The 25102-nt window shown below is 68.6% G+C and carries 21 protein-coding genes; 6 read left to right on the top strand and 15 right to left on the bottom strand.

The annotated features are described in order from the left end of the window. Window positions 1-50 precede the first annotated feature (50 nt). The 11 genes from Q7C18_RS00810 to Q7C18_RS00760 form a co-directional block, all read right to left on the bottom strand. On the bottom strand, window positions 51-1637 hold the full coding sequence (locus Q7C18_RS00810; protein WP_311023615.1) for an ABC transporter substrate-binding protein: 1587 nt from the start codon (window positions 1635-1637) through the stop codon (window positions 51-53). Window positions 1638-1662: 25 nt separating this feature from the next. Then, a complete protein-coding gene (locus Q7C18_RS00805; RefSeq protein WP_311023613.1) occupies window positions 1663-3327 on the bottom strand; it encodes an ABC transporter substrate-binding protein in 1665 nt (554 codons plus the stop codon). 208 nt (window positions 3328-3535) lie between these two features. Continuing rightward, on the bottom strand, window positions 3536-5143 hold the full coding sequence (locus Q7C18_RS00800) for an ABC transporter substrate-binding protein (RefSeq protein WP_311023611.1): 1608 nt from the start codon (window positions 5141-5143) through the stop codon (window positions 3536-3538). 238 nt (window positions 5144-5381) lie between these two features. Beyond that, complete coding sequence (locus tag Q7C18_RS00795) at window positions 5382-6620, bottom strand: YihY/virulence factor BrkB family protein (RefSeq protein WP_311023609.1); 1239 nt, start codon at window positions 6618-6620, stop codon at window positions 5382-5384. 76 nt (window positions 6621-6696) lie between these two features. Beyond that, the gene (locus Q7C18_RS00790) at window positions 6697-7062 is read right to left on the bottom strand and encodes a monovalent cation/H(+) antiporter subunit G (protein ID WP_311023608.1); all 366 of its coding nucleotides are present in this window, start codon (window positions 7060-7062) and stop codon (window positions 6697-6699) included. After that, complete coding sequence (locus Q7C18_RS00785) at window positions 7062-7328, bottom strand: monovalent cation/H+ antiporter complex subunit F (protein WP_311023607.1); 267 nt, start codon at window positions 7326-7328, stop codon at window positions 7062-7064. The genes Q7C18_RS00790 and Q7C18_RS00785 overlap by 1 nt, the downstream gene beginning before the upstream one ends. After that, complete coding sequence (locus Q7C18_RS00780) at window positions 7325-7765, bottom strand: Na+/H+ antiporter subunit E (protein ID WP_311023605.1); 441 nt, start codon at window positions 7763-7765, stop codon at window positions 7325-7327. The genes Q7C18_RS00785 and Q7C18_RS00780 overlap by 4 nt, the downstream gene beginning before the upstream one ends. Then, entirely contained in the window at window positions 7762-9366 is a 1605-nt protein-coding gene (locus Q7C18_RS00775) for a monovalent cation/H+ antiporter subunit D family protein (RefSeq protein WP_311023604.1), read from the bottom strand. Before Q7C18_RS00775 ends, Q7C18_RS00780 begins: the two co-directional genes overlap by 4 nt. Further along, the gene (locus tag Q7C18_RS00770; protein WP_311023603.1) at window positions 9363-9896 is read right to left on the bottom strand and encodes a cation:proton antiporter subunit C; all 534 of its coding nucleotides are present in this window, start codon (window positions 9894-9896) and stop codon (window positions 9363-9365) included. The genes Q7C18_RS00775 and Q7C18_RS00770 overlap by 4 nt, the downstream gene beginning before the upstream one ends. Further along, window positions 9893-12844 carry a DUF4040 family protein gene (locus tag Q7C18_RS00765; protein ID WP_311023601.1) on the bottom strand — a complete coding sequence of 984 codons (2952 nt, stop codon included), beginning with the start codon at window positions 12842-12844 and terminating at the stop codon, window positions 9893-9895. The genes Q7C18_RS00770 and Q7C18_RS00765 overlap by 4 nt, the downstream gene beginning before the upstream one ends. A 467-nt stretch (window positions 12845-13311) precedes the next feature. Then, window positions 13312-14151, bottom strand: coding sequence for a superoxide dismutase family protein (locus tag Q7C18_RS00760; RefSeq protein WP_311023599.1), 840 nt, complete (start codon window positions 14149-14151; stop codon window positions 13312-13314). A 170-nt stretch (window positions 14152-14321) separates the two neighbouring features. On the opposite strand from Q7C18_RS00760, the gene Q7C18_RS00755 reads away from it, so the two are divergent. Beyond that, window positions 14322-14861, top strand: a complete 540-nt coding sequence (locus Q7C18_RS00755; RefSeq protein WP_311023597.1) for a hypothetical protein — start codon at window positions 14322-14324, stop codon at window positions 14859-14861. A 148-nt stretch (window positions 14862-15009) separates the two neighbouring features. Next, window positions 15010-15930, top strand: a complete 921-nt coding sequence (locus Q7C18_RS00750) for a cation diffusion facilitator family transporter (RefSeq protein WP_070159272.1) — start codon at window positions 15010-15012, stop codon at window positions 15928-15930. A gap of 58 nt (window positions 15931-15988) precedes the next feature. On the opposite strand, the gene Q7C18_RS00745 is transcribed toward Q7C18_RS00750, so the two are convergent. Together Q7C18_RS00745 and Q7C18_RS00740 are read right to left on the bottom strand one after the other, a co-directional pair. Further along, complete coding sequence (locus Q7C18_RS00745) at window positions 15989-16528, bottom strand: DNA-3-methyladenine glycosylase I (protein WP_201791070.1); 540 nt, start codon at window positions 16526-16528, stop codon at window positions 15989-15991. A 255-nt stretch (window positions 16529-16783) separates the two neighbouring features. Further along, entirely contained in the window at window positions 16784-17584 is an 801-nt protein-coding gene (locus tag Q7C18_RS00740; RefSeq protein WP_311023595.1) for a hypothetical protein, read from the bottom strand. A 177-nt stretch (window positions 17585-17761) separates the two neighbouring features. Between Q7C18_RS00740 and Q7C18_RS00735 the strand changes: the two genes are divergently transcribed. Next, window positions 17762-19897, top strand: a complete 2136-nt coding sequence (locus Q7C18_RS00735) for a S9 family peptidase (RefSeq protein WP_311023593.1) — start codon at window positions 17762-17764, stop codon at window positions 19895-19897. Window positions 19898-19965: 68 nt separating this feature from the next. Here the strand turns inward: Q7C18_RS00735 and Q7C18_RS00730 are convergent, their stop codons facing one another. Then, complete coding sequence (locus Q7C18_RS00730) at window positions 19966-20283, bottom strand: acylphosphatase (RefSeq protein WP_083277390.1); 318 nt, start codon at window positions 20281-20283, stop codon at window positions 19966-19968. Window positions 20284-20340: 57 nt separating this feature from the next. Between Q7C18_RS00730 and Q7C18_RS00725 the strand changes: the two genes are divergently transcribed. Both Q7C18_RS00725 and Q7C18_RS00720 read left to right on the top strand, forming a co-directional pair. Next, window positions 20341-21132, top strand: a complete 792-nt coding sequence (locus Q7C18_RS00725) for a PTS sugar transporter subunit IIA (RefSeq protein WP_311023591.1) — start codon at window positions 20341-20343, stop codon at window positions 21130-21132. A gap of 12 nt (window positions 21133-21144) precedes the next feature. After that, a complete protein-coding gene (locus Q7C18_RS00720; RefSeq protein WP_311023589.1) occupies window positions 21145-22713 on the top strand; it encodes a PTS ascorbate transporter subunit IIC in 1569 nt (522 codons plus the stop codon). Window positions 22714-22783: 70 nt separating this feature from the next. Here Q7C18_RS00720 and Q7C18_RS00715 read toward each other — a convergent pair whose 3' ends face one another. After that, on the bottom strand, window positions 22784-23971 hold the full coding sequence (locus Q7C18_RS00715) for an amidohydrolase (RefSeq protein WP_311023587.1): 1188 nt from the start codon (window positions 23969-23971) through the stop codon (window positions 22784-22786). A gap of 157 nt (window positions 23972-24128) precedes the next feature. On the opposite strand from Q7C18_RS00715, the gene thpD reads away from it, so the two are divergent. Next, a complete protein-coding gene (thpD, locus tag Q7C18_RS00710; protein ID WP_311023586.1) occupies window positions 24129-25028 on the top strand; it encodes an ectoine hydroxylase in 900 nt (299 codons plus the stop codon). The last annotated feature ends 74 nt before the right edge of the window (window positions 25029-25102 follow it).

Below are 25102 nucleotides of genomic sequence, written 5' to 3'. Positions count from 1 at the left end.
CCGCGAAGGGTCCGTGACGCCGGGCTCGGCCGCGAAGGTCAGGTGGTCTCTCAGTCGGTCACCGTCACATCCTCGACACGCACGAAGCTGCGCAGATCCATGTCCACATCAGTCACACGGTCGCTGTGCACGATGAAGTAGTCCTGGAACCAGAGGGGAATGACCGGCAGATCCTCCAGAAGCACGTCCTCGGCCTCCTGATAGATCGTGTCGGCCTCCTCGACGTCGGCCGCGTTGGCCTGGTCGATGAGCTCATCGAACTCCTCGGAGGCGTACCCCGAATAGTTCGACGGCGCCCCGGCGGAGTACAGCGGCTCCATCGCGTACTGCGGGCTGGGATAGGCCAGCAGCCAGCCCAGCCGGTACGGGCCCGTGACGCCCTCGGACTCGTGCAGGTCCAGGTACTGGGCGAAGTCCAGCGACTCGTAGCGGATCTCCTCGATGCCCAGGTTCTGCCGCCACTGATTGCCGATGGCCTCGACGTACTCATCATGTCCGGTGCCGGAATCGGTGTAGAGCGTCAGCTCGGACGGCCCTCCCGCGTCCTCGTACAGGTCTGCCGCCGCCTCGGGATCGAAGTGACAGTGCTCGCAGGCGTCGTCGCGCCCCTGCGGCAGCACCGGCGGCAGGATGGACCGGGCCGGGGTCTGGGAGCCGTCGAAGATGTTCTCGATGATCTCCTCGCGGTCGATCGCCAGGGACATCGCGTGACGAAGGTCCGGGTCCTCGAACTCCTCCTGGTACAGCGGGAAGCCCATGTACACGAAGCGTGAGGACTCGTGCTGGGACCAGTTGCCCCCGAAGTCGTCCTCGACGCCGGCGATCCGGTGCGGGGGAACCTCACCGAGGATGTCCAGGTTCCCGGCGAGCACATCGGTGTAGGCGGTGTCGACGTCGTTGTAGATCATCCACTCGATGCGCTGCGGGGCACCCGGGTCCTCCCCCGGCCACTCCTCGTAGCGTTCCATGGCGATCTCGACGTCGTGGACCCACTCGCCGTCCATCTGGTAGCGGCCGTTGCCGATCGGGGAGCTCTGGAACGCCTCCATATCGTCGAAGGCGACCTCGGGCATGGGGAAGAACGACGTGTAGGTCAGCACGACAGGCAGCTGGCCGAACGGCTCGCTCAGCTCCAGTTCGAGCGTGTGCTCGTCGACGGCGCGCACCCCCTCCATCTCCTGAGCCTCCCCTTCGACGACATCGTCATAGCCGACGAACTTGTCATGGAACGTCGCGCCGGCCTGGGCGTTGTCCGGATCCACCACCCAGTTGAAGGTGTCCACGAAGGTCTGCGCGGTGACGGGGTCCCCGTTGTGGAAGGTGAAGTCGTCCCGCAGGTGGAAGGTCCAGGTGGTCTGGTCCTCGGTCTCCCAGCTCTCGGCGACCGCAGGCACGGCCTCGTAGGTCTCGTAGTCGATCTGGGTGAGCCCGGTGAACAGCTGCTCCAGGACCCGGGAGCCGCAGTTCTCGGTGTTGTTCCCCGGCATCAGGTTCTGCGGCTCGCAGTTGTAGATGCTCAAGGTTCCGCCGTCCTCGGCGGACGCGGTCTCTGCGCCGTCGTCGCCACAGGCGGTCAGCAGCAGGGCCGCGCCGGCTCCGACGGCGGCGAGGCGGGAGCCTCCGGTATGCGTCCTCATCAGGTGGTCGCCTCCTTCAGGCGTGTCACTCGGTGACCGTGATGGACTCGACGCGCGGCAGCCCTCGCGGGCTGACCTCGACGTCGGTGATGCGGTCAGTGTGGACCACGTGCTGCTGGTTGAACCACAGCGGAATCACCGGCAGATCCTCAAGCAGCACGTCCTCCACCTCGTGGTAGAGCGGCTCGGCGTCCTCGACGTCGGCCGCATTGGCCTGCTGGATCAGCGAGTCGAACTCCTCGCTGGAGTATCCCGCGTAGTTGCGGGAGGCCCCGGTGGAGTAGATGGGCTCCATCGCGTACTGAGCGCTCGGCGAGGACAGCGTCCAGCCGAGTCGGAACGGCCCGGAGGCGTTCTCCTCCGCGAGATCGTCGAGGTACTGGGCGAAGTCCAGGGAGCGGAAGGTGATGTCTTCGATGCCGAGATGCTGCTGCCACTGATTCGTCACAGCCTCCACCCAGTCGTCATGCCCCGCCCCCGAGTTGTAGTAGATCTCCATCTCGGAGGGCCCGCCGGCAGCCTCATAGAGGTCTGCGGCTGTCTCCGGGTCATACTCGCAGGCGTCGCAGGCGTCCTCGCGACCCTCGGGCAGCACGGGAGGGATGATGGACCGGGCCGGCTGCATGCCGCCGTCGAAGATCGTCTCCACGATGGAGTCGCGGTCGATGGCCATCGACAGCGCTCGGCGCACGTCCGGGTCCTGGAAGTCCTCCTGGTACAGCGGGAAGCCCAGATAGGTGAAGGTCCCGGTCTCGAAGGCTCCCTGGTTCTCGCCGAAGTCGGCCTCCATGTTCGGGATCTGCTCCGGCGGAGCCTGCTCCAGCAGGTCGAGCTGACCCGCCTGGACGTCCATATAGGCGGTGCCGACGTCGGAGTAGATCCTCCACTCGATGCGTTCGGCATTGCCGGGCACCTCACCCGGCCAGTCCTCGTGGCGGGTGACGGCGATCTGCTCGTCATGCACCCACTCGCCGTCCATCCGGTAGCGGCCGTTGCCGATCGGCGCCTGCTCGAAGGCGTCCATGTCCTCGTAGGCCGCCGAGGGGATCGGCGAGAATCCGAGCAGTCCCAGATGAACAGGAAGCTGACCGAAGGGGTCGGAGAGCTCGATCTCCAGGGTGTGGTCATCAATGGCTCGCACGCCGGAGAGCTCGTCGACGTCGTCGTCCTGCAGCTCGTCATAGCCGGCGATGATCTCGTAGAACTCCGAGTTGACCTGGGCGTTGGACTCGTCGGCCGTCCAGGTGAAGGTGTCCACGAAGGTGTGGGCGTCGATCTCCTCACCGTCGTGGAAGGCGTAGTCGTCGCGCAGGTGGAAGGTCCAGGTGATGTTGTCCTCGGACTCCCAGGACTCCGCCACTCCCTCGGTGGCCTCGAAGGTGTCGTAGTCGATCTCGGTGAGACCGGTGAAGAGCTGCTCGAGCACACGGGCTCCGCAGACCTCCGAGGTGTTGCCGGGCGTGAGGCTCTGCGGCTCACACGTATAGGCGGTGAACTCGCCGCCGTCGGCGGAGGCGTCTTCGCCGCCGCCTCCCTCGGCACAGGCGGTCAGCAGCAGCGCGGTGCTCAGCCCTGCGCCGGCGAACAGACGGCCGCGGGCGGGCGTTGGACTCGGCGTCGGCTGAGATCGCTGGTCGGAGGCGGACAGTGCAGTCGGGGGCGGCTGAACGTTCGGCTCGGGGTTGTTCACGGGGCTCCTCGCTGGGTCCGGCTTGTGGCCGGCCCGGTCGGGGTCATCGGTGCGTGGCGGGCAGGGTGTGCCGCGGATGACGCCGCGGCAGTGCGGCAGTCGTGCCGGAGAGGCGTGAAGGGTGGACACCTCCCCGGCATGGGACGCGGCCCGCACGGGCTTCTGGGCCGGTACGGGCCGCGTCCTCAGGGGTGCTGCGGTGGCTGGCTCAGTCCTCGGTGACGACGAGCTGCTCGACGCGCAGGAAGGTGCGCGGGTCCATCAGGACGCTGTCACCATCGATGTTCTCGCTGTGGACCACGCCGAAGTTCTGGAACCACAGCGGGATGACGGGCATGTCCTCCAGCAGGATGTCCTCGGCCTGCTGGTAGAGCTCGGCCGCCTCGTCCTCCTCCAGGGCGCCGTTCGCCTGGTCGATGAGGTCGTCGAACTCCTCGTTGGAGTACCGCGCATAGTTCGAGGAGACACCGGTGGTGTAGATGGGCTCCATCGCGTACTGCGGCGAGGGGTACGAGAGCACCCAGCCCAGACGGTACGGGCCGGTGACCTCTTCGTTGTCGTGCAGGTCCAGGTACTGGGCGAAGTCCAGCGACTCGAAGCTCACGCTCTCCACGCCCAGGTGCTGCTGCCACTGGTTGGTGATGGCCTCGACCCAGTCCTCGTGACCGGCGCCCGAGTTGAAGTACACCGTGATGTCCGTGGGACCGCCAGCCTCCTCATAGAGGTCCGCGGCGGTCTCCGGGTCGAACTCGCAGTACTCGCAGGCGTCCTCGCGGGCCTCCGGGAGCATCGGGGGGATGATGTTCGACGCCGGGGTGAACGCCCCATTGTGGATGGTGTCGATGATCTCCTGACGGTCGATCGCCATGGAGAGCGCGTGGCGGACGTCCGGATCCTCGAAGTCCTCCTGGTAGAGCGGGAAGCCCATGTAGGTGAAGGAGGAGGTGTCGAAGGTGTGCTGGTTGTCGCCGAAGTCCGCCTCCATGTTGGGGCGCAGATGCGGCGGCACGGTGTCCATGATGTCCAGGTTCCCGGCCTGCACATCCATGTAGGCGGTGTCGATGTCCGCGTAGATCTTCCACTCGATGCGCTGCGGCAGACCCGGGTCCTCGCCGGCCCAGTCCTCGAAGCGCTCCACGGCGATCTCCTCGTCGTGGACCCACGCGCCGTCCATCTGGTACCGGCCGTTGCCGATCGGCGCCTGCTCGAAGGACTCGATGTCCTCGTAGGCCTCCTCCGGCAGCGGGTAGAAGCCGGTGTAGGAGAGCATCAGCGGCAGCGGGGAGAACGGCTCCGTCAGCTCGAGCTCGAGGGTGTGGTCGTCCACGGCACGGACGCCTTCCATCTCCTCGGCATCGCCGGCGGCGACCTCGTCATAGCCGACGAACTTGTTGTGGAAGTTCTCGTTCTGCTGGGCGTTGTCCGGATCCACCACCCAGTTGAAGGTGTCTACGAAGGTCTGGGCGGTGATCTCTTCGCCGTTGTGGAAGGTCCAGCCGTCCCCGAGGTGGAAGGTCCAGGTGACGTTGTCGTCAGTGTCCCAGCTCTCGGCCACACCGGGGCCGGCCTCCATGGTGTCGTAGTCGACCTGGGTGAGACCGGTGAACAGGTTCTCCAGGACCCAAGATCCGCAGACCTCGGTCGAGTTGCCCGGGACCAGGAACTGGGGCTCACAGTTGTAGACCGACACGGTGCCGCCGTCGGCGGCCGCCTCACCGTCGCCGGTGCCGCCGTTGCCGCCGCATGCAGTCAGCGTCAGGGCCGCCGCCGCAGAGACGGCCACCGCCCCGCGGCTGAACGTCGTATGTGTTCGCATCTGCGATTCTCTCCTCATGGGTGCGAGCGGCAGAACCTGACCAGACTCTGCCGCGACTGCGGTCGAGCGGATCGTCGGTGCGGCGACCCGCTCAGGGGTGCGGTGAGCTACGCCGTCCTGCCACGCGCCTTCGCGTCACGATGTTGCGTACGTCACCTGGTGATCGGAGTCTATCAAGCAAATCTTTCACAAGTGTTTCAGGACTGCACCATCAGCCGTGGTGCAGGTTACGATCCGGTCACCGTCGCCAGACCTCGTCAGGATCAGCGGTCCGGCCACCGCTGAGCCGCAGAGCCTGGCCCTGGGCCACCATCCGCTCGTGCTTGGCGGCCGCCTTCTCGGCAGCCTTGACCGCGCGCGGGGTGAGCATCAGCGTCCGCTCCGCCTCGATGCCGGCCTGCAGCTGCCGGCCCCGCTCCAGCTCAGAGTCGAGTTCAGCGCCGAGGAGGAGCACCACGTTCATGATGTAGATCCAGAACAGGAAGATGATGATCCCGGCCAGCGCACCGTAGGTGGCCTCGTAGTTCGCGAAGTTCCCGATGTAGAAGCCGACGCCCATGGTGGCCAGCACCATCACCAGGATGGCGACGACGGCGCCCGGCGCGATCCACAGCGGGCCAGGCTGCCGGATGTTCGGCGTGGCGTAGTAGAGCAGGCCGATGCAGGCCGCCGCGACCAGCAGCAGCGCCGGGTAGGTGGCATAGTCCCAGACCACTACGGCCGTCTCCCCCAGACCCACGGTGCTGCCGATCGCCTCCGCCAGCGGCCCCGAGACCACCAGCATCACCGCCGAGAGTGCGACCAGGACGATCAGTCCCACCGTCACCGAATACAGGATCGGCCGCAGCTGCAGCATGGAGCGGCCCTCCTCCACCTGGTGGATGCGGTTCATGGCGCGGGAGAAGGCATTGACGTAGTTCGACGCCGTCCACATCGCCACCAGGATGCCGACCGCCAGACCCAGCCCCGCCCCGGGCGCCGAGGTCACCACGCTGACGATGTTCTCCACCGTCTCCATGAACTCGTCCTCCACGAGCTCGTCGAGCGTGCCCAGGATGAAGTCCTGCGTGCGCTGGGCCTCTCCGATCAGCGAGAGCAGCGAGACGAAGGCGATCAGCGCCGGGAACAGCGAGAGCACCGCATAGTAGGTCAGCCCGGCGGCCAGATCGGTGCACTGGTCGCGCCCGAACTCGGACAGGGTCCGTTTCAGGCTGTACCGCCAGGTGGACCCCGTCAGCCGCCACGGGGCGCGAGGCCTGACCGGGACGTCGTCGGACTCGGCGAACTCCAGACGCTGGAGGTCCTTGACACGATGCGGCTGGTCCGCGGCCGCCGCCACCGTGCCGGGCCGGGCGCCGTCCTCATAGGTGGCCTGCTCGTCCGCGACGTCGGAGGGTTCCTCCTGCGTCCGCCGCACGCGGTGCGGGGGCAGGCCGTCGTCGGAGGTCCGGGGGTCCTGCTGCGACTCCGTGCTCATGGGGCCACACTAGCGGCAAAGACGCCCCAGGTCAGCGGGTGATGCCGAGTTCGTGATCGTACATCTGCTCGAGGAGTCAGTCAGCGGTGGCGTCTCGCCGCGTCAGGCGCAGCTCATCAATGTGTGTGATGGCCGCGGGCAACGAGTTGTTGAGGTAGCCGGACCGGGCGATCGCCATGGACCCCACCGCTGAGGTCAGCAGCTGCGCGATGACCGCGATGAGGGCCTTGACGAGGTTGAGCCAGGAGAAGTCGACCAGCAGTGCGCCGACCACGATCGTCGCCACCCCCAGGCCCGCGGAGGTGCCCACGCCCGAGGCCCGCAGGTACAGGTCCGGGAGCTTGAAGAGGCTGATCGCCGAGACCATGATGATGAAGATCCCGAGGAAAACCAGCACCAGGCCCACCACGTGGGCGCTCATGTCGAGGATGTGCAGATCCATCAGCGCTGTCCCCCCGATCCGAGTCGTGCCATGGAGATGGCGGCCATGAAGCCCAGCAGCGTGGCGATGAGGATGATGTCGAACAGGGCCTCGATGTCGATCCTCAGGCCGATGAGCGCGATGAAGCCGATCATCGCGAAGAAGATGAGGTCCGAGGCGACCGCGCGGTCCGAGGTGCGGGGCCCCAGGAACCCGCGGACGCCGGCGATGAGCATGGCCGCGCCGAGCAGGACGAGAGCCAGCTCCAGAGTGATCTCCGTGATCACAGCGGATCACCTGCCTCGTCCTCGTCGACGTCCACCGGGGCCACCACAGGAGCCTCCAACGGACGGGTCAGGTCGCCGACGTCGCGACGGGTCGCATGCAGCAGACGGTCCTCCATCTCCTGGATCTCGGTGACCAGCGACTCGCGGGTGTCCACGAACATGCCGTGCACGTAGAGGATGCCGTGCTCCTTGGACAGGGTGATGGTCAGCGTGCCGGGCGTCAGCGTGATCAGCGCCGAGATGAGCGTCCATTCGGTGTCAGTGCGGGATGCGGCAGGCACGGCGACGATCGCCGGGGTCATCCGCATCCTGCGGCGCGGACGCAGCACGTCTGCGGTGACCTTGAGGTTCGCCAGGAGGAACTCCTTGGCGTACCAGAGCAGGAAGCTCAGGATGCGCAGCGGCCAGGGCTGCCGGGAGAGTCTCTGGATGCTCATGCGCCGCTCACCGCCCTGACGTACTCGATCGGGTTCAACAGGTTCTCCGCCGCCGTGGCCGAGAGGCTCATCAGCAGCTCCGCGCCCAGCCCGAAGAACAGCGTGACCGCGGCCAGCAAGGCCCCCGGGATGATGAGCTTCGGCGGGATCTTCACCGCACGCTCACCGGCCAGGACCTTCGTGGTGGTGGTCGTCGGCGGCCCGATGCTCAGCGTCGGCGTCTCCGCCTGGGCCTCCACCCGCAGGTATCGCCTCCCATGGGTGCGCTGCTGGTGGATGAGAGCGCGCTTCTCCAGGTTCTCCGGCTCGGAGCCCATGAACACCCCGGTCCAGATCTTCAGCATGGAGAGCAGCGTGAACACGGAGACCACGACGGCGGTGGCCGCCACCCAGTAGTGCGACTGCTCCAGCGTCCCCTGGATGATGGTGAACTTCGCGACGAACCCGGAGAACGGCGGCAGGCCCGCCAGGGACAGTGCGGCGACCATGAAGGTGATCGCCACCAGCGGCTCCCGCTTCAGCATGCCGCCCAGCTTGTCGATCTCCCCGGTGCCGTAGGTCTCCTCGATCGCCCCGGTGGAGAGGAACAGCGAGGCCTTCACGATCATGTGGTGCAGCAGGTAGAAGATCGCCGCGGTCAGCCCCAGCATGGTGAACAGCCCGACGCCGATGAGGATGTAGCCGATCTGGCTGATCATGTGGAACACCAGGATCGAGCGTGTCGTCTTCTCCCCGATCGCGCCCAGCACACCGATGAGCATGGTGAGGCTCGTGATGAGCAGCGCCACCCACAGGAAGCGCTGGTCGCCGTCGAAGAGGAGCGAGTAGATGCGATAGATCGCGTAGATGGCGACCTTGGTGTGGATGCCGGAGAACAGCGCGGTGACCGCCGGCGAGGTCAACGTGTAGGTGCGGGTCAGCCAGCCGTGCACCGGCACCACGGCGGCCTTGATGGCGATCGCGGTCAGCACCACGCCGCCGCCGACCGCCACTGCAGGGTCGTCCACGGCCGCACCGTGCAGCTCAGCCAGGTTGACCGTGCCGGCGGTCGCATAGACCAGCCCGACCCCTGCCAGCAGCAGCGTGGAGGCCATCAGGTTCACCGAGACGTAGATGCGGGCCCCGTGCGCCCCGAGCTTCGCCCCCATCATGGAGAGCAGCCCGTAGGAGGGCAGCAGCATGACCTCGATGAACACGAACAGGTTGAAGATGTCGCCGGTCATCAGCGCCCCGGAGACGCCGGCCATCAGGACCAGGACGAAGGGGTGATAGAACCGGGCGCGAGCCTCGTGGGTGGCCATCGCGAACAGCACCGAGGCGATGCCGAGGATGGAGATGATCATCAGCACCAGGGCGGAGAGCGCGTCGACCACGAAGGGGATGGAGACCCCGTAGTCCCACAGCCCCACCTGGTGGGCGATCACCGTGCCGTCATGGGTGACCACGACCAGGAGGATCGAGAAGGCGAAGAGGGCGGCCAGAGTTCCGAGGCTGATGATGTGGCGGACCAGCTTGTTCTGCCGGAACAGCGCACCCAAGGCGCCCAGGAACAGCGGGATGCCGACCAGCAGGGGCAGCAGCGGGGCCAGAGTCTCGCTCATCGGGGACCTCCGTCTCCGCGCTCAGGGGCGCCGTTGCCGTGCCCGGGGAGCACGTCAGGGAGATCCTCCGGGCCCTCGAAGTCGTGGACCGGGCTCAGCGGGCTGGCGTGCGCCCCGCCCGTGCCCGCGCCCGCGGCACCGGTGCACTCGACGTCGTGGCGCATCATGCCGGCGTCGTTGATGTCGCCGGTGCCGCCGGTGAGCACCATGATCGGCGACTCCTCCTCGTTCTCGGTGTCGTCGTCGGTGGTGGTGGTGATCGCCAGGGTCACCATGAACATGGTGATGGAGAAGGCGATGACGATCGCGGTCAGCACGAAGGCCTGGGGCAGCGGGTCGGCCTGCTCCCCCACCTCACCGGAGCCGATGTAGGGCACACCGCGGTAGGCGACGTTGCCCGCGGAGAACAGCAGCAGGTTCGCCGCATGCGAGGCCAGCACGAAGCCCAGCACGATCCTGACCATGCCGCGCTGCATGAAGAGGTAGACGGCCGCTGCCGTCAGGACCCCGATGGCGATGGCGATGCTCATCGGTCGCTCACCTCCTGCATGCTCGTCGTATCCTCTCCGGCCGTCGGATCCACCTCGAGGGGCACATCTCCGGGGTCCACGTAGCGATGTTCGGAGTTGTGCGGCTGGCCCTCCGGTGTGCCGAAGGCCTTGCGGTGGGCCCGCAGGAGCTCGGCCGGGTAGCGCTGGGCCTGGCCGAGCCGATCCAGCGCCACCAGGACCGCACCGATGACGGCGAGGTAGATGCCGACGTCGAAGATCAGCGCCGTGGTGAAGGTGAACTCCCCGCCCCAGGGCAGCGGAATGTCCCACATGATCGGCCGCAGGTAGGAGCCCTCCAGGAAGCCGAGCAGGCCCACCGCCGCGCCGGTCATGATGCCCCCGACGATGACCATCGCGTAGTCGAAGCGCAGCTTGACCGCGGAGTCCGACGGCGCCACCAGGTACCGCAGGGCGAAGAAGCCGCCGGCCACCAGTGCGGCGATGAATCCGCCGCCTGACTCGTAGTGGCCGCGGACCAGCAGCACCACCGAGAGCAGGATGATGAACGGCGCCATCCAGTTGAACACCATGCGCATCGCCGTGGTGTTGTCCTCGGCGTTCGAGATCGGGGTGCCGACCCACAGCCGGGAGGCGGCTGGGGCGTTGTCCGAGGTGGAGAACGCGGAGTTCAGCAGTGCCAGGATCGCGAACCCGGCGACGCCGAGCACCGTCAGCTCGCCGAACGTGTCCAGGGCGCGGAAGTCCACCAGGATCGAGTTGACGATGTTGGTGGCCTGGGCCTCCTCGTAGGTGTTCTCCAGGTACCACTCCGCCACCGGGGACTGGCCGCGGCGGCCCGTCAGAGCGAAGGCTGCGATGAAGGCCATCACACCGAAGGCGATGGCGACGGCGGCCGAGACCACGGTGCGGGTGCGGGAGACCTCGTGGAAGCGCTTGGGGAGCTTGCGCATCACCAGCACCAGCACCACCACGGTGAGGATCTCCACCAGCAGCTGCGTCATGCCGACGTCGATGGCGCCGAGCAGGAAGTACCAGGCGGCCACCACGAAGCCGGCACCGCCGACCAGCACCACGGCCGCGGTGCGGCTCTGGGTGACGACGGAGCCGATGAGGAAGGCGACCAGCAGACCGATCAGCACCCAGTCGGTCATCCGCGTGTGCCCGGGGGTCAACTCTCCCACGAACGGGGCGGCCACGATGCCGGCGACGAAGATGCCGCCCAGCAGGATGCCGGGCACGGTCAGGTGCAGGCCATGCACATCGGTGCGGGTGATGTCTCCGACCCGACGCCCGAAGGCGATGGAGCCGGTGCGCAGCCGCTCGACGACCTGCACCCCGGTGAAGGGCAGGATGGTGCGCGGGATGAGTGAGTCCACCCTGGTCCTGGAGAGCACCAGCACGACGCCGACCACCATGACTGTGGCCGAGAGGGCCAGATCCACGGTGAACCCGTGCCAGAGGAGGAAGTGCGCCTCATACTCCACCGTGGAGGCCGCCGAAGCGGCCGCGCTGACCAGCCCGTCGAAGATCTGCGGCGTGAAGCCCAGCATCAGGCCGGCGACCGCCGGAAGCAGGGCAGGCAGGTAGAACGACAGCGGAGCCTCGTGGCTGGCGTCGGGCCGCATGGGCTCCAGCGCCTCGTCCTGACGGCCGGCGCCGGTGTAGGAGGTGAATGAGCCCAGGACGATGCGACCGCAGTAGGCGAAGGTGCCGACGGCCGCGAGCACCATCAGCCCGGTGATCAGCCACGTGAGACCGGCGCCGAACTCGGCGGAGAGGAAGCCGGCCAGCAGGTGTTCCTTGGAGACGAAGCCCATCAGCGGCGGGATGCCCGCCATGGACAGGCAGGCGATCAGCGTGATGACCCCGGAGACGCGCATCGTCCGATGCAGGCCGTTGAGCTTGCGGATGTCCCGCGAGTGCGCCTCATGCTCGATGATGCCCACCATCATGAACAGCGAGGACTTGAACAGGGCATGGGCGATCACGTGGATCGTCGCAGCCGCCAGCGCCGTCGGGGTCCCGACGCCGATCACGGTGACCAGGAAGCCCAGCTGGCTGACCGTGGAGTAGGCCATGATCTCTTTGATGTCGTGCCGCTGCATGGCGAACAGAGCACCGATGAGCGCGGTGATGAGTCCGCAGACGATGAGCAGGGTCTGCCAGATGACCACTCCCTCGAACGCCGGGGAGAACCGCAGCAGCAGGTAGATGCCGGCCTTCACCATCGCCGCGGCATGCAGGTAGGCGGACACCGGGGCGGGTGCCACCATGGCGTCCGGGAGCCACAGGTGGAACGGGAACTGCGCAGATTTGGTGAACGCTGCGAGGACCACCAGCACCGCCACGACCGAGGTGAACACGCCGTCCTGCTGCCAGACCTCATGCTGCAGGGCCTCGGAGATCCGCGTGGTGCCGGTGGCCACGATGGTCAGCAGCACCGCGGTGAGCAGGCCCAGCCCACCGGCCATGGTGATCAGCAGCGTCCGCTGCGCCGGTGCAGGAGCCTTGTCCCCGGACCGGTTGATGAGGAAGAACGAGCAGAGAGTGGTGAACTCCCAGAAGACGAACAGCAGGATGAGGTCATCAGCCATGACCATGCCGCTCATCGCAAAGACGAACAGCAGCATCCAGATGTAGTAGTCATTGGTGCGTTTCTGGGCTGAGAAGTACCGGGCACTGTAGGCCATGACCAGCGCCCCGATGAACAGCACCAGCAGCAGGAAGACCATGCCGAGGCCATCCAGCCGCAGGGAGATCCCGACGTCGACGGTGGGGATCCACGGCAGGTGTTCCTCGAGGACCTCTCCCTCGACGATCGGACCGATCCATGGCAGCGCCGCGGCGCCGAGGCCGATGAGAGCGGCAGCGGCGAACCACCCGGTGTCGCGGCCCAGGACACGATGCACGGCCGCGGAGACCGGCACGAGGACCAGCGAGAGGAACAGCAGCACCATGACCGTCATCAGCAGCCCACCGCCCGGATCCGCCCCGGCCTGCGCTCAGCGACAGACCCGCAGGGGGCCTGAGGTGCGCAGGAGGGTGGCGTGCAGAGGGGCAGGTGCATGGTGCGAGCCTCCTGTCGGTGCGGGGAACATGTCGCCAGCGGTCCAGGCGTCATCATCGTGCGGGAGCGTCTGTGGGCAGGACCGGCACGGGTGACGAACCGGTTCTGCACCCACTCGTCCCAGACCACGCGCTCTGCACACAGAATCTGCTCTTCGCCGACCAGTCTTCCCGGCACACCGAAGGCGACTATATCGAGCGCGGCAGAGCCCGAGCAATTCCCCGCACGGGCCGTCCCGGCCTGCGAGACCCATCGAGGTCGGCCGGCCATGCCCGGCATGACGCGGGTGAGGGCGACCACAGGCCGTCCCGCCTGCCCCTCTGACATGGGCGGGGGCCTATGGCAGAGGTCACAGGAGGACCGTGCTCACGATCCCTCGACGACGCCGCAGGCGCTCCGCTCACCGGCATCTCCGGCGCCGCGGGTCTCCTCATCCGGCCCCTGCGGGGCGTAGCGCTCCGGAATGTTGGCATGGTTGTCGGCACCGGCGTGGATGATGACCGCCGTGCCGTCCCCCTCCAGGAGCAGCTCAGGGTCCAGCCGGTCCGTGACGACGCTCATCCGGGCGGTGCCGTCCTGGGCCACGAGGAGGTTCGGCAGGTCCCCGGCATGTCCCGGATGGTCGGCACCGGCCTGGACATCCTCAGCGTCCTGCGGATCCCCGTCCGGCACCTCGGCCTCCTCGGCGTCGTCGGTCTCCGGCGCCTCTTCGCCCTCGACCAGACCGTGGTCCTCCTCGCCCTCCCCGGGCAGGTGACCACCCGCGGAGAGGAAATCGCCAATGTCGCCGTCATCGTTCGTGGACTGCGGTTCGCAGAGGCCGTGCTCGTGGATGTGGAAGCCGCGGAATCCGGACTCCAGGTCATGCACCTGCACCTCCACCAGGACTCCCGCGTCGACCTCGCTGAACGTCACCTCGCCGACCTCATTGCCCACAGCGTCGGCCAGATCGGCGGAGGCGAAGGGTTCCGCAGAGGCCTCATCCTCACCGGACGGCTCTCCATCGTCGGTCGCCGCGTCGGCAGGATCCTGATCCGCGGCGTCCTGGCCTGCGGCGTCCTGGTCCGCGCCGGGCGATTCCTCGCCGCCGCAGGCGGTGAGTGCCAGCCCCAGGCTCAGGGCCAGCCCCACCAGCACACGAGGGGATGCGGCACGCGGGCCGCCGTCGAGGGGGTACGTCACGTCAGGGATCATCCGGTCACTCATGATGACAGGATAGGGGGTCGACATCTGCTCCTGGCAAGCAGGTCCCCTACACGATGACACTCACGGCGCATCAGCCCCGGATCGGGCACGGCGCACGCAGGGTCCTCGACCACTGCGACACCCCGTGGATCCCCGCCATGACGGGGATCCACGGCTATGATGATGCTGTCATGAGCACACAGCACACCTTCTCTGTCGACCGGCCCGGCCTGCCGCCCCGGTCCTACCGTCTGCCGCCCTCCTGGCCGCACAGCGTCGGTGACTTCGTCCCCCGCCGTGCCCTCCACGCCGTGCTGCGCGTGGACCACATGCCGCTGGTGCCCCGCATCGCCTATGTGGGCATGCTGGCCATGACTCTTTTGACCCTGGTGTTCCTGGTCCCGGGGTTCCTGATCTACCTGACGGGTCTCCACACGATCTCGCAGGTCGCGGGCCTTGTGCCGGGGCTCGTCGGCCTGGTGGTCATCATGGTGTCCCTGGTACTGGGGATCCTCCAGGTCGCTCTGGTGCTGAAGATCCCGGAGCGCCGGGAATGGGTCCGATTCCTGCTCACGATCCTGTTGGCGGTCTCCGTCCTGGAGGCGCTGCTGCGCAGCTGGGCGTACCCGTCGGTGCTCGCCATGGGCATGCGCTGGGACCTGGTGATCATCGCCGCGATGGTGGCGCTGCTGTGGCTGCCCTCCTCGAATCGGTGGTTCGTCGGCCGCTGACGGCCGCATGCACCGGCAAGGAGGCTCCGCTGCTGGTAATGCCTCTCAGAGGCAGTCGCAGCTTGGGCGTCTCGGTCCGCCTCTCCTTATGCTGGGATCCCGCTCGACACAGCGAACAGCCAGCAGAAGGCACAGGAGGACGGCGCCGATGGGCTCCCACCATGGACACAGCCATGCCGAGGCGTCCACCCACCGTGGGAGCCTGGCGGTGGTGTGCGGCATCACCGGCGTCGTGGTCATCGCCCAGTTCGCCGGCGCCTGGCTCACCGGCTCCTTGGCGCTGCTGACGGACGCGGTCCATTCGCTCACCGATTCGATCGGACTCCTGGTGGCCCTGCTCGCCGCCGTGCTGATGGGCCGCGCCCCCACCTCGACCCGCACGTGGGGCCTGCGACGCGTCGAGGTGCTGGCCGCCGTCGTCCAAGCGCTGCTGCTGCTGGGCATCGGGGTCTATGCCGCCGTGGAGGGCGTGGCTCGTCTCAGCGCGGCCCCGACCATTCCGCCCCTCGAACTGCTGATCTTCGGCGCTGTCGGACTCGTCGGCAATGTCATCTCCCTGCTGGTGCTCCGCGCGGGACGCCGCAGCAGCCTGAACATGCGCGCGGCCTTCCTGGAGGTCGCCGCCGACGGACTGGGATCGCTGGGGGTGATGGTGGCCGCCGTCGTCATCGCACTGACCGGCTGGCACCAGGCCGACGCAGTGGCCGCCCTGGCCATCGCCGCGCTGATCCTGCCGCGAGCCGCGCTGCTGCTGCGGGAGGCGGTGCGCATCCTGCTGGAGTTCACACCTCGCGGCATCGACCTGGAGGAGGTGCGCGAGCACATGCTCACCCAGCCGCATGTGCGGGAGGTCCACGACCTCCACGCGTCCACCGTGGCCTCCGGACTCCCAGTGATCACCGGCCATGTGGTGGTCGATGACAGCTGCTTCCGCGACGGCCACGCCCCGGAGATCCTCGAACACCTGCGCACCTGCGTGGCGGAGCACTTCCCCGTGAGCCTGGAGCATTCCACCTTCCAGATCGAGACGGCAGCGGTGGCCGCCCGGGAGAGGCACCGACACCGCTGAGCTCGCCCGCATCGCCCGCCGCACCTGGTCCAGCGGGCGCGACCTCGGCGCCTCGGCCTCAGGACCAGACGCCCGAGGACCCCCGGCGATGAGACCCGACCACGTGGGTGTCCACGATGCCGACGGCTTCCATGAGCGCGAACATGGTGGTCGGTCCCACGAACCGGAACCCGGCCGCGCGCAGCCGCGCCGCCAGCGCCTCCGACTCCGGCGAGCGCGACGGGACCTCCGCCATGCTCCGCGGCACCGGGGTGGCCTCGGGCCGGTGGGACCAGATGACCTCGGGCAGCCCTCCCTCGGCCCGCAGCGCCACCGTGGCGCGGGCGTTGCCGATGGTCGCGGTGATCTTGCCGCGGTGCCGGATGATGCCGGCGTCCTGCACCAGACGCTCGACGTCGGACTCGTCGAAGGCGGCGACGACGTCCGGCTCGAAATCCGCGAAGGCTCGGCGGAAGTTCTCCCGTTTGGCGAGGATGGTCGCCCAGGAGAGGCCCGACTGGAATCCCTCCAGACTCAGCCGTTCGAAGAGCCCCCGCTCGTCCCGCACGGGCATGCCCCATTCGGTGTCGTAGTACTGCCGCATCATCTCGCTGCCCATCGCCCAGGCGGTGCGGGCCAGCCCGTCCTCACCGATGACCAGGCCTTCGTCGCCCTCCCCTGAGCCAGCCCCCGCCACGGTGCTCTCTCCCGGGACTCTGTCGGCATCGAGATGATCCTCCGCGGACCGCCTGAGATCGCGCTGCTGTGCTGCCTGTCGCTGTGCTGCCTGTCGCTGTGCTGCCTGTCGCTGTGCTGCCTGTCGCTGGTGTGCCATGTCCGCACAGTAGCCCAGACCGGGGACATCTCCCTGGCCTCAGGCCGGGTGGATCTCCAGACGGCGCCCGTCAGGGTCCTGCACCACCAAGGCGGAGACCGGGCCCTCCGCTCGATGGACGGGGTGGCCGGCGGCCTCGAGACGTGCAGCCAGTGCGTCGAGCTCCTCAGGGGTCTGGAAACCCAGCAGCACCGGGGCGTTGAGTCCGGCCGGATTGTGTCCGCCCGGAGGCGGTTCGACCGCCGGTCCCGGCTTGTCTCCGCCGGGAGCGTGAAGACCGATCATCCCGCTCGGAGCCTCCGGCACGGCCAACGGCACCCACCCCTCGGCCTCCTGGCCCGGAATCGGCTCGTAGCCCAGATGCGAGAAGAATGCGACATCCGCACCCGGGTCCTCAGAGCTGCGCACCGCCACCACGGTCAGACCGTCCACCGCGCCCACCGGCGGTCCCGCGGTGCAGAGATCAGGCTCCTCGTGGAACCAGACGCCCTCCCCGGACGGCCCGGTGACCCCGGCGTGGCGTCGCTCCGCGTGCTCCCACCACAGACTGCGCAGCCCATCCTCCTGGAGTCGGGCCGCGGTGTGACGCGCGTCTTCGGCCAGGAAGACCAGATGGGTCTCTCCGTGCACGGCCCCGGTGACGGCCGGACGATCCGGGGCCAGCTGATGGAGGGCCACGCGGCCGGCAGCGGCCCTGAGGATGCCGGCGTCGCCCTCCCGGGAGGGCCTCTGCGGCGTCATCCCGAGCAGCTCCAGGAAGTCGGCCATCGCCGCGGGCCGTTCGGTGAATCGGCGCAGGCACAGCGGATGGGCCGGTGAGCCATTGGCATGGTGCGTCATCGCAACTCCTCCTTGATGTGGCCGGTTCGTGCCGTCGCCGGATCTCCCCGTCCTGATGTCACAGCTGCGCCCGACCTCCGGCGCAGAGGGCCGCCGCGGGCGGCCGGCCCGCCGACTCACCCACCATCGGTTGCGTCACACAACATTCTGGCGGCGTTCCGGTGATACAAAGTTCCCATGACCGACGCCGCAGAAGAAGACTTCCACGACCTCGACCGCTACGTAGCCCTCCCCCGGCTTCAGGGTCTGACCATGAGCCCCGACGGCCGCCGCCTGGTCACCACGGTGACCACGCTCGATGAGAAGGGCACGGGCTACGTCAATGCGCTCTGGGAGATCGACCCCCTCGGCGAGCGCGACGCCCGGCGGCTGACCCGCAGCGCCCGGGGCGAGGCAGGCCCAGCGTTCTCGGCCTCCGGAGACCTCTGGTTCACCTCCGCCCGCCCCAGCGAGGAGGGCGACTCCTCGGACACGGCGCTGTGGCGCCTCCCGGTCTCTGGCGGCGAGGCCGCCCTGGTCAACCGGCGTCCCGGCGGCGTGAGCCGCGTGCACTGCGCTCCCGGCGCCGACGTCGTCGTCGTCACCGCACCGCTGCTGACCGGCGCAGCAGATGAGGACCAGCACGCCGCCCTGCACGCAGCCCGCGAGGACGCCTCGGTCAACGCGATCCTCCACACCTCCTATCCGGTCCGCCACTGGGACCACGACCTGGGCCCGGCACGGCCCGCACTGTTCACCGTGGACGAGGAGCAGACGCCGACGGCCTCGCGCCCTCGCACCGGAGACGAGCTCCCCCGCCGGCTGCGCCACGTCACCGAGGGCCTCGGCTCCCTCTACGGTGAGGAGGTCACGCTCAGTCCCGACGGCACCGGGGCGCTGATCTCTGTGCACGTCCCGGAGGCTCGCGCGGACCGTCGCACCGCCCTGGCCCTGGTGGACCTGGCCAGCGGAGAGCGCCGCATCATCGCCGACGACGTGGAGCATGATCACACCCCAGGACCCATCAGCCCTGACGGACGCACCGCCGTGGTGACCATGACCCGGCGCCCGGTGCCCTCCCGGGCACCCGTGCCCCGCCTGCACCTGATGGACCTGGAGACCGGCGAGCTCAGCCCCACCGGGCACGCCGACCTCTGGCTGGCTCCCTTCGACTGGCTGCCGGACGGATCCGGATTCATCGCCGGAGCAGACGCGGACGGGCGCGGCCCGCTGTTCCGAGTGGACGTCGCCGACGGTCGCGTCACCCAGCTGACCCACGACGATGCCACCTATTCGACCGCCGTCGTCGCCCCTGACGGATCCGCCGTCTATGGCGTGCGCGCCAGCTACGCCTTCCCGCCCGAAGCGGTCCGGGTGGCTCTCACCGACGGCGCCGTGACCCGGCTGAAGAACCCGGTGCCGCGTCCGGAGCTTCCCGGTCGACTCACCGAGGTGGAGACCACCGCTGCCGACGGCGTGCGACTGCGCGCCTGGCTGGCCCTCCCGGAGGGCGCCGACGCCGAGGCTCCCGCCCCGCTGCTGCTGTGGATCCACGGAGGCCCCTTGAACTCCTGGAACGCCTGGTCCTGGCGGTGGAACCCCTGGCTCATGGTCGCCCAGGGCTACGGCGTCCTGCTCCCTGACCCGGCCCTGTCCACGGGCTACGGCCAGGAGTTCGTCCAGCGAGGCTGGAACTCCTGGGGAGACAAGCCCTTCACGGACCTGATGAGCATCACCGACGCCGCCGAGGCCCGAGAGGACGTCGACGAGACCCGCACCGCCGCCATGGGCGGATCCTTCGGCGGATACATGGCCAACTGGGTGGCCGGGCACACCGATCGGTTCTCCGCGATCGTCTCCCACGCCTCCCTGTGGGCACTCGACCAGTTTGGACCCACCACGGATGCGTCCTTCTTCTGGCGCCGGCAGATCGACGCCGCCATGGAGGAGAAACACTCGCCGCACCGCTTCGTGGAGGAGATCGTCACCCCGATGCTCGTGATCCACGGGGACAAGGACTACCGCGTGCCCATCGGGGAGGGCCTGCGGCTGTGGTACGAGCTGCTGGAGCGCTCCGGGCTCCCGGCCGACGCCGACGGCAGCACCGTCCACCGGTTCCTCTACTACCCGCAGGAGAACCACTGGATCCTCACTCCGCACCACGCGAAGATCTGGTACGAGGTGGTGCTCAGCTTCCTGGCCGACCACGTCCTGGGCGACGAACGGGCGCTGCCCGTCCAGCTCGGGCTGACTCCGCCGCCGTCGGGCGCCGAGGCGCGGAGCAGGGAGTCAGCACCCGAGGACGACGCCCTGCCGCACGCGGCCTCCAGCTGACCTGAGACTGCCCCGATCAGCCTGACGGCCCGGGGCAGGCTGACGGGCCGGCGCGGAGCCCCGTCCCCTCAGCGGCGGATCTCGAACCCGGAGTCCGGGAGGGCTGCCAGCTCGTCAGCGGTGGCCGCCCGTTCCTCCACCTGGTCCACGCGAGCGTTCTTCGGCCCGTGGTGGCACCAGCGGATCAGGGCGTCCACGGCAGGGCCCTGGCCTCCGACGACGATCTCGACCGCGCCGTCCTCCGTGTTGCGCACCCAGCCGGTGAGGCTGAGGTCCTCGGCCTCGGCCTGGGCGGAGGCCCGAAAGAACACTCCCTGGACCCGGCCGGTCACGCGCAGCATCCGACCGGTGGTGCATCGGCTCCGAGGAGTCTGGTGGTCTGCCATGTCACCAGTGAACCAGGCCGTCCCGCGGACCACCACCCCGGTGGTAATGTGCCGCACATGTCATCGCTGTCTGAGCTGCTGAGCCCTGAGGGCATCCGCCTCGACGCCGAGGTCGCCGACTGGCGGGAGGCCGTCCGCACCGCCGGAACTCTGCTGGAGGCCCAGGGAGTCGCCGACACCGACTACACCCGGGCCATGATCACCACGGTCGAGGAGAAGGGCCCCTACATCGTGGTGGCCCCCGGCTTCGCCCTCCCCCACGCCCGCCCCACCGACGGCGTGGCCCGCACCGGGCTGGCCTGGCTGCGGCTGGCCACGCCGGTGCCCTTCGGACATGACTCCCACGACCCGGTCTCGCTGGTCGTGGCCCTGGCCGCCGTGGACTCCTCGGCCCATACTCGGGCCATGGCGCAGCTGGCCCGCAGACTGGCCGAGCCTTCGACGCGGGAGGCGCTCGACCTGGCAGGATCCGCGCAGGAGGTCCTCCACGTGCTCGACGGCGGAAAGGCCTCCGGAGAACGGCACCACCGCAACACCCCGGACACGGCCGCAGAGGCCGAGGACCGGCATCTCATTCTCACCGTGTGCGGCAACGGACTGGGCACCTCCCTGTTCCTCAAGAACACCCTCGAGCAGGTGCTGGACACCTGGGGCTGGTCCCGGCATGTGACCGTCGAGGCCACCGACACGATCTCCGCCCGGGGACGGGCGTCCGAGGCGGCGGCGATCCTCACCTCCGGGGAGATCGCGAAGACGCTCGGCGACGTCGGCGTGCCCGTCCGTGTCGTGGAGAACTTCACCAGCACCGGCGAGCTCGACGCCGCCCTGCGCGACCTCTACGACATCTGATAAGGACCCCGCATGGATCTTCTGATCACCGCCGCCCAGTTCCTCGTCAACGAGGTCCTCAGCGTGCCCGCGTTCCTCATCGGCATCATCACCGGCGTGGGGCTGGTGGCGCTGCGCCGCTCCGCCGGGCAGGTCATCGGCGGGGCGCTGAAGGCCACTCTCGGCTTCCTGCTCATCGGCGCGGGCGCCACACTGGTGGTCGCCTCCCTGGACCCGCTGGGGGTCATGATCCAAGATGCCACAGGTGCTCACGGCGTCGTCCCCACCAATGAGGCGATCGTCGGCATCGCTCAGGAGCTCCATCGTGCGCAGGTGGCCTGGTTGATGATCCTCGGCTTCGCCGTCTCCCTGGTGCTGGCTCGGTTCACCCCGCTGCGCTATGTGTTCCTGACCGGTCATCACATCCTGTTCATGGCCACCCTGCTGACCATCGTGCTGGCCACCGGCGGGTACTCCGGCGCCGTCACCGTCATCGTCGGCGGTGCGCTCCTGGGCATCCTGATGGTCTCCCTGCCCGCCTTGGCACACCCCTGGACTCGCCGCATCACGGGGGACGACTCCATCGCCATCGGGCACTTCGGCACCGCCGGCTATGTAGCCGCCGGAGCGGTCGGCCGGCTGGTGGGCGGGCGGTCCAGCCGCTCCACCGAGGAGCTGAAGCTGCCGGAGTCGCTGCGCTTCCTCCGCGACTCGATGGTGGCCACGGCACTGTCCATGGTGCTGATGTATGTCGTCGTCGCCGCGATCTCCGTGGCCCGCGAGGGCGAGTCCGCGTACGAGGCCTTCGACGGCGGGGCGGAGAACCTGGGCAACTTCCTGATGCAGGCGGTCACGCAGGGGCTGCAGTTCGGGATCGCGGTGGCGGTGATCCTCTTCGGGGTGCGCACCATCCTGGGCGAGATCGTGCCGGCGTTCCAGGGCATCGCGGCCAAGCTGGTGCCGGGCGCGATCCCGGCGCTGGACGCTCCCATCGTCTTCCCCTACGCGCAGAACGCGGTGCTGGTGGGCTTCCTCTCCAGCTTCACGGGTGGGCTGCTCGGGCTGGCTGTGCTCTCGCTGTGGCTGAACCCTGCCTTCGGCCTGGCCCTGATCCTCCCCGGGCTGGTGCCGCACTTCTTCACCGGCGGCGCCGCCGGGGTCTACGGCAATGCGACCGGCGGACGTCGGGGTGCGGCCGCCGGAGGCTTCGTCAACGGGCTGCTGATCACGTTCCTGCCGGCCGGGCTGCTGCTGGTGCTCGGTGACTTCGGCGAGGCGAACACCACCTTCGGCGACACCGACTTCGGCTGGTTCGGGATCCTCATCGGCTTCGGCGCCTCGATCGGCTCGGTGGGCGGGCTGGTCGTGGTCTCCGCCCTGGGCCTGCTGGTGCTGGGCTCGGCGATCCTCGTCCAGAAGAAGGTCGTCGACGTCGGCTGGGACCCCTCCCCGCATCGCAGCCGACCGGGTACAGCCCTCGACGGCGAGACAGACTCCTCGGCCGACGCCGACACAGCGACGACCGACTCAGGGGCATCTGCCGCGCCACCGCCGAAGATCGCTCCGCCGCGTGGGGCCCCGGCGCCGCCGCCGCGCCCGTGAGCACGACGGCGGCGGGTGACGTCGGCCGGTGCCCCGTGACGTCCGATCTGCCCGACGGCCCGCCCGCCGCTCACCAGCGTTCCAGCACCGTGCCCGTCCGGGTCTGCTCGTCGTAGCTGTAGACCTCCCGGCCGTCGATCCAGGTGCGCAGCACCCGGTTCCGGGTGTCCAGCGGGTCGCCGGACCAGAGGACCACATCGGCGTCCTTGCCGACCTCGAGGGAGCCGATGCGCTCGGCGGCGCCGATCACCTCCGCCGGGTTGATGGTGACCGCCTTCAGCGCCTCGGCGGGGTCCATCCCTTCGCGGACAGCCAGCGCCGCCTGGTGCATCAGAAAGTCGATGGGCACCACCGGGTGGTCGGTGATCAGGGAGACCTTGACACCGGCCTCCGAGAGGATGCGCGGGGCCGCCGCCGTGCGGTCCCGCACCTCGACCTTGCTCCGGGAGACGATCATCGGCCCGTAGAGCACCGGGATGCCGCGGGCGGCGATGACATCGGCGATCTTGTAGGACTCGGTCCCGTGGTCCAGCACGAGCTCATAGCCGAACTCGTCGGCCAGCCGGATGGCCGTGGCGATGTCATCGGCGCGGTGGCAGTGCTGCCGCCACGGGATCTCGCGGTCCAGGACCTTCACCAGAGCCTCTGAGATGAGGTCGGCGTCGCGCTCGCCCTGGGGCTTCTCCGCCCACCGCCGGGCCTCGGTGAACGCCTTGCGCATGGTCATCGCGACGCCCAGGCGGGTGTTGGGCGTCTTCTTCTGCTCGCCGTACACCCGCTTGGGGTTCTCCCCGAGGGCGGCCTTGAGCCCGGACGGCGACCGCAGCACCATCTCATCGACGATCCGGCCGTGGGTCTTGATAGCCACGGCGAGGCCTCCGATGGGGTTGGCCGATCCGGGATTGACGTTGACGCTGGTGATCCCACCGGCCAGGGCGTCGTCGAAGCCGACCTCGGTGGGGTTGATGGCGTCCAGGGCACGGGCCGCGGCGGTGACCGGGTCGGTGGTCTCGTTGACGTCGGCGCCGGCCCACCCTTCGCCCTCCTCATGCACGCCGAGGTGGACGTGAGCGTCCACGAGACCGGGCAGCACCCAGCGGCCGGCGGCGTCGATGACCTCGTGACCTGCGGGGATCTCAGCCTCAGCACCGAGCGCGGCGATCCGACCCTCGGTGACCACGATCCGACTCTCGACCGGCGCGGAGGTGACCGGCACGAGGTGCGCATTGTCGATGACATAGTTTCTCTCTGCAACCATAAGGGAACTCTAGCATCGACGGTTGCAGCGAAGAACTGAGCTGTTAGGGTCCGTAGGTGGCGGCGCCGGAGCTGCCCCATCGGCAGGCGCCGCACCGGCCGCCCCTCTGACAGGAGGCGGCCCCTACGGAACGTCCCACGATGAAGGAGGTCTTCGCATGACGACCACCGTCCACGACGTGACGGACCAGTACCCCACCCGCCAGGGCGACGCGCCCCGGGTGATCCCCCGCCAGGACCCGGTGGTGCAGGGCACCGCCGACCAGGGCCCGATGGACGCCGCCACACTGCGCGGCTTCGACGAGAAGGGCTACCTGACCATGGAGAAGCTCATCAGCGACGAGGAGCTGACGCTCTTCCGCGACGAGCTCGCCCGCCTGGCCGACGACCCGGAGGTCAAGTCCGACGAACGCACCGTCGTCGAGGCCACGTCCCAGGAGGTCCGGTCGATCTTCGACATCCACCGCAGCAACGAGGTGTTCCGGAGGATCGCCCACGATCCGCGGATCGTGCGGAGGGCCGAGCAGATCCTGGGCTCCCAGGTGTACATCCACCAGAGCCGGATCAACTACAAGCCCGGATTCGTGGGCAAGGACTTCACCTGGCACTCGGACTTCGAGACCTGGCATGCCGAAGACGGGATGCCGACCCCGCGGGCGGTGAGCATCTCGATCTCCCTGACCGACAACTACTCCTTCAACGGCCCGCTGATGATCATGCCCGGATCCCACAAGCACTACATCAGCGCGGCGGGCACCACGCCGGAGGACAACTTCAAGCAGTCTCTGGTCATGCAGGGCGCCGGTGTGCCCGACCCGGAGACGCTGACGGAGTTCGCCGACCGTTTCGGCATCGATGTGCTGGAGGGTCCGGCCGGCGGAGCCATCATGTTCGACTCGAACTGCATGCACGCCTCCAACGGCAACGTCACCCCGTACCCGCGGTCCAACGTGTTCATCGTCTACAACTCGGTGGAGAACGCTCCGGCAGAGCCGTTCGCCGCCCCGGCGCCACGACCCGAGTTCCTCGGAAGCCGCGACGTCACACCGATCGGCTGAGCACTCAGAACCCCTCCCCGGGACCCGCTGACCGGCCCTCGGGACGGGCGATGGCCCCATCGCGCCCGCGGTGG

The organism is Nesterenkonia sp. CL21 (genome assembly GCF_031705515.1).
Lineage (GTDB): Bacteria > Actinomycetota > Actinomycetes > Actinomycetales > Micrococcaceae > Nesterenkonia > Nesterenkonia aethiopica.
This window is presented reverse-complemented; position numbering and strand designations above follow the sequence as displayed.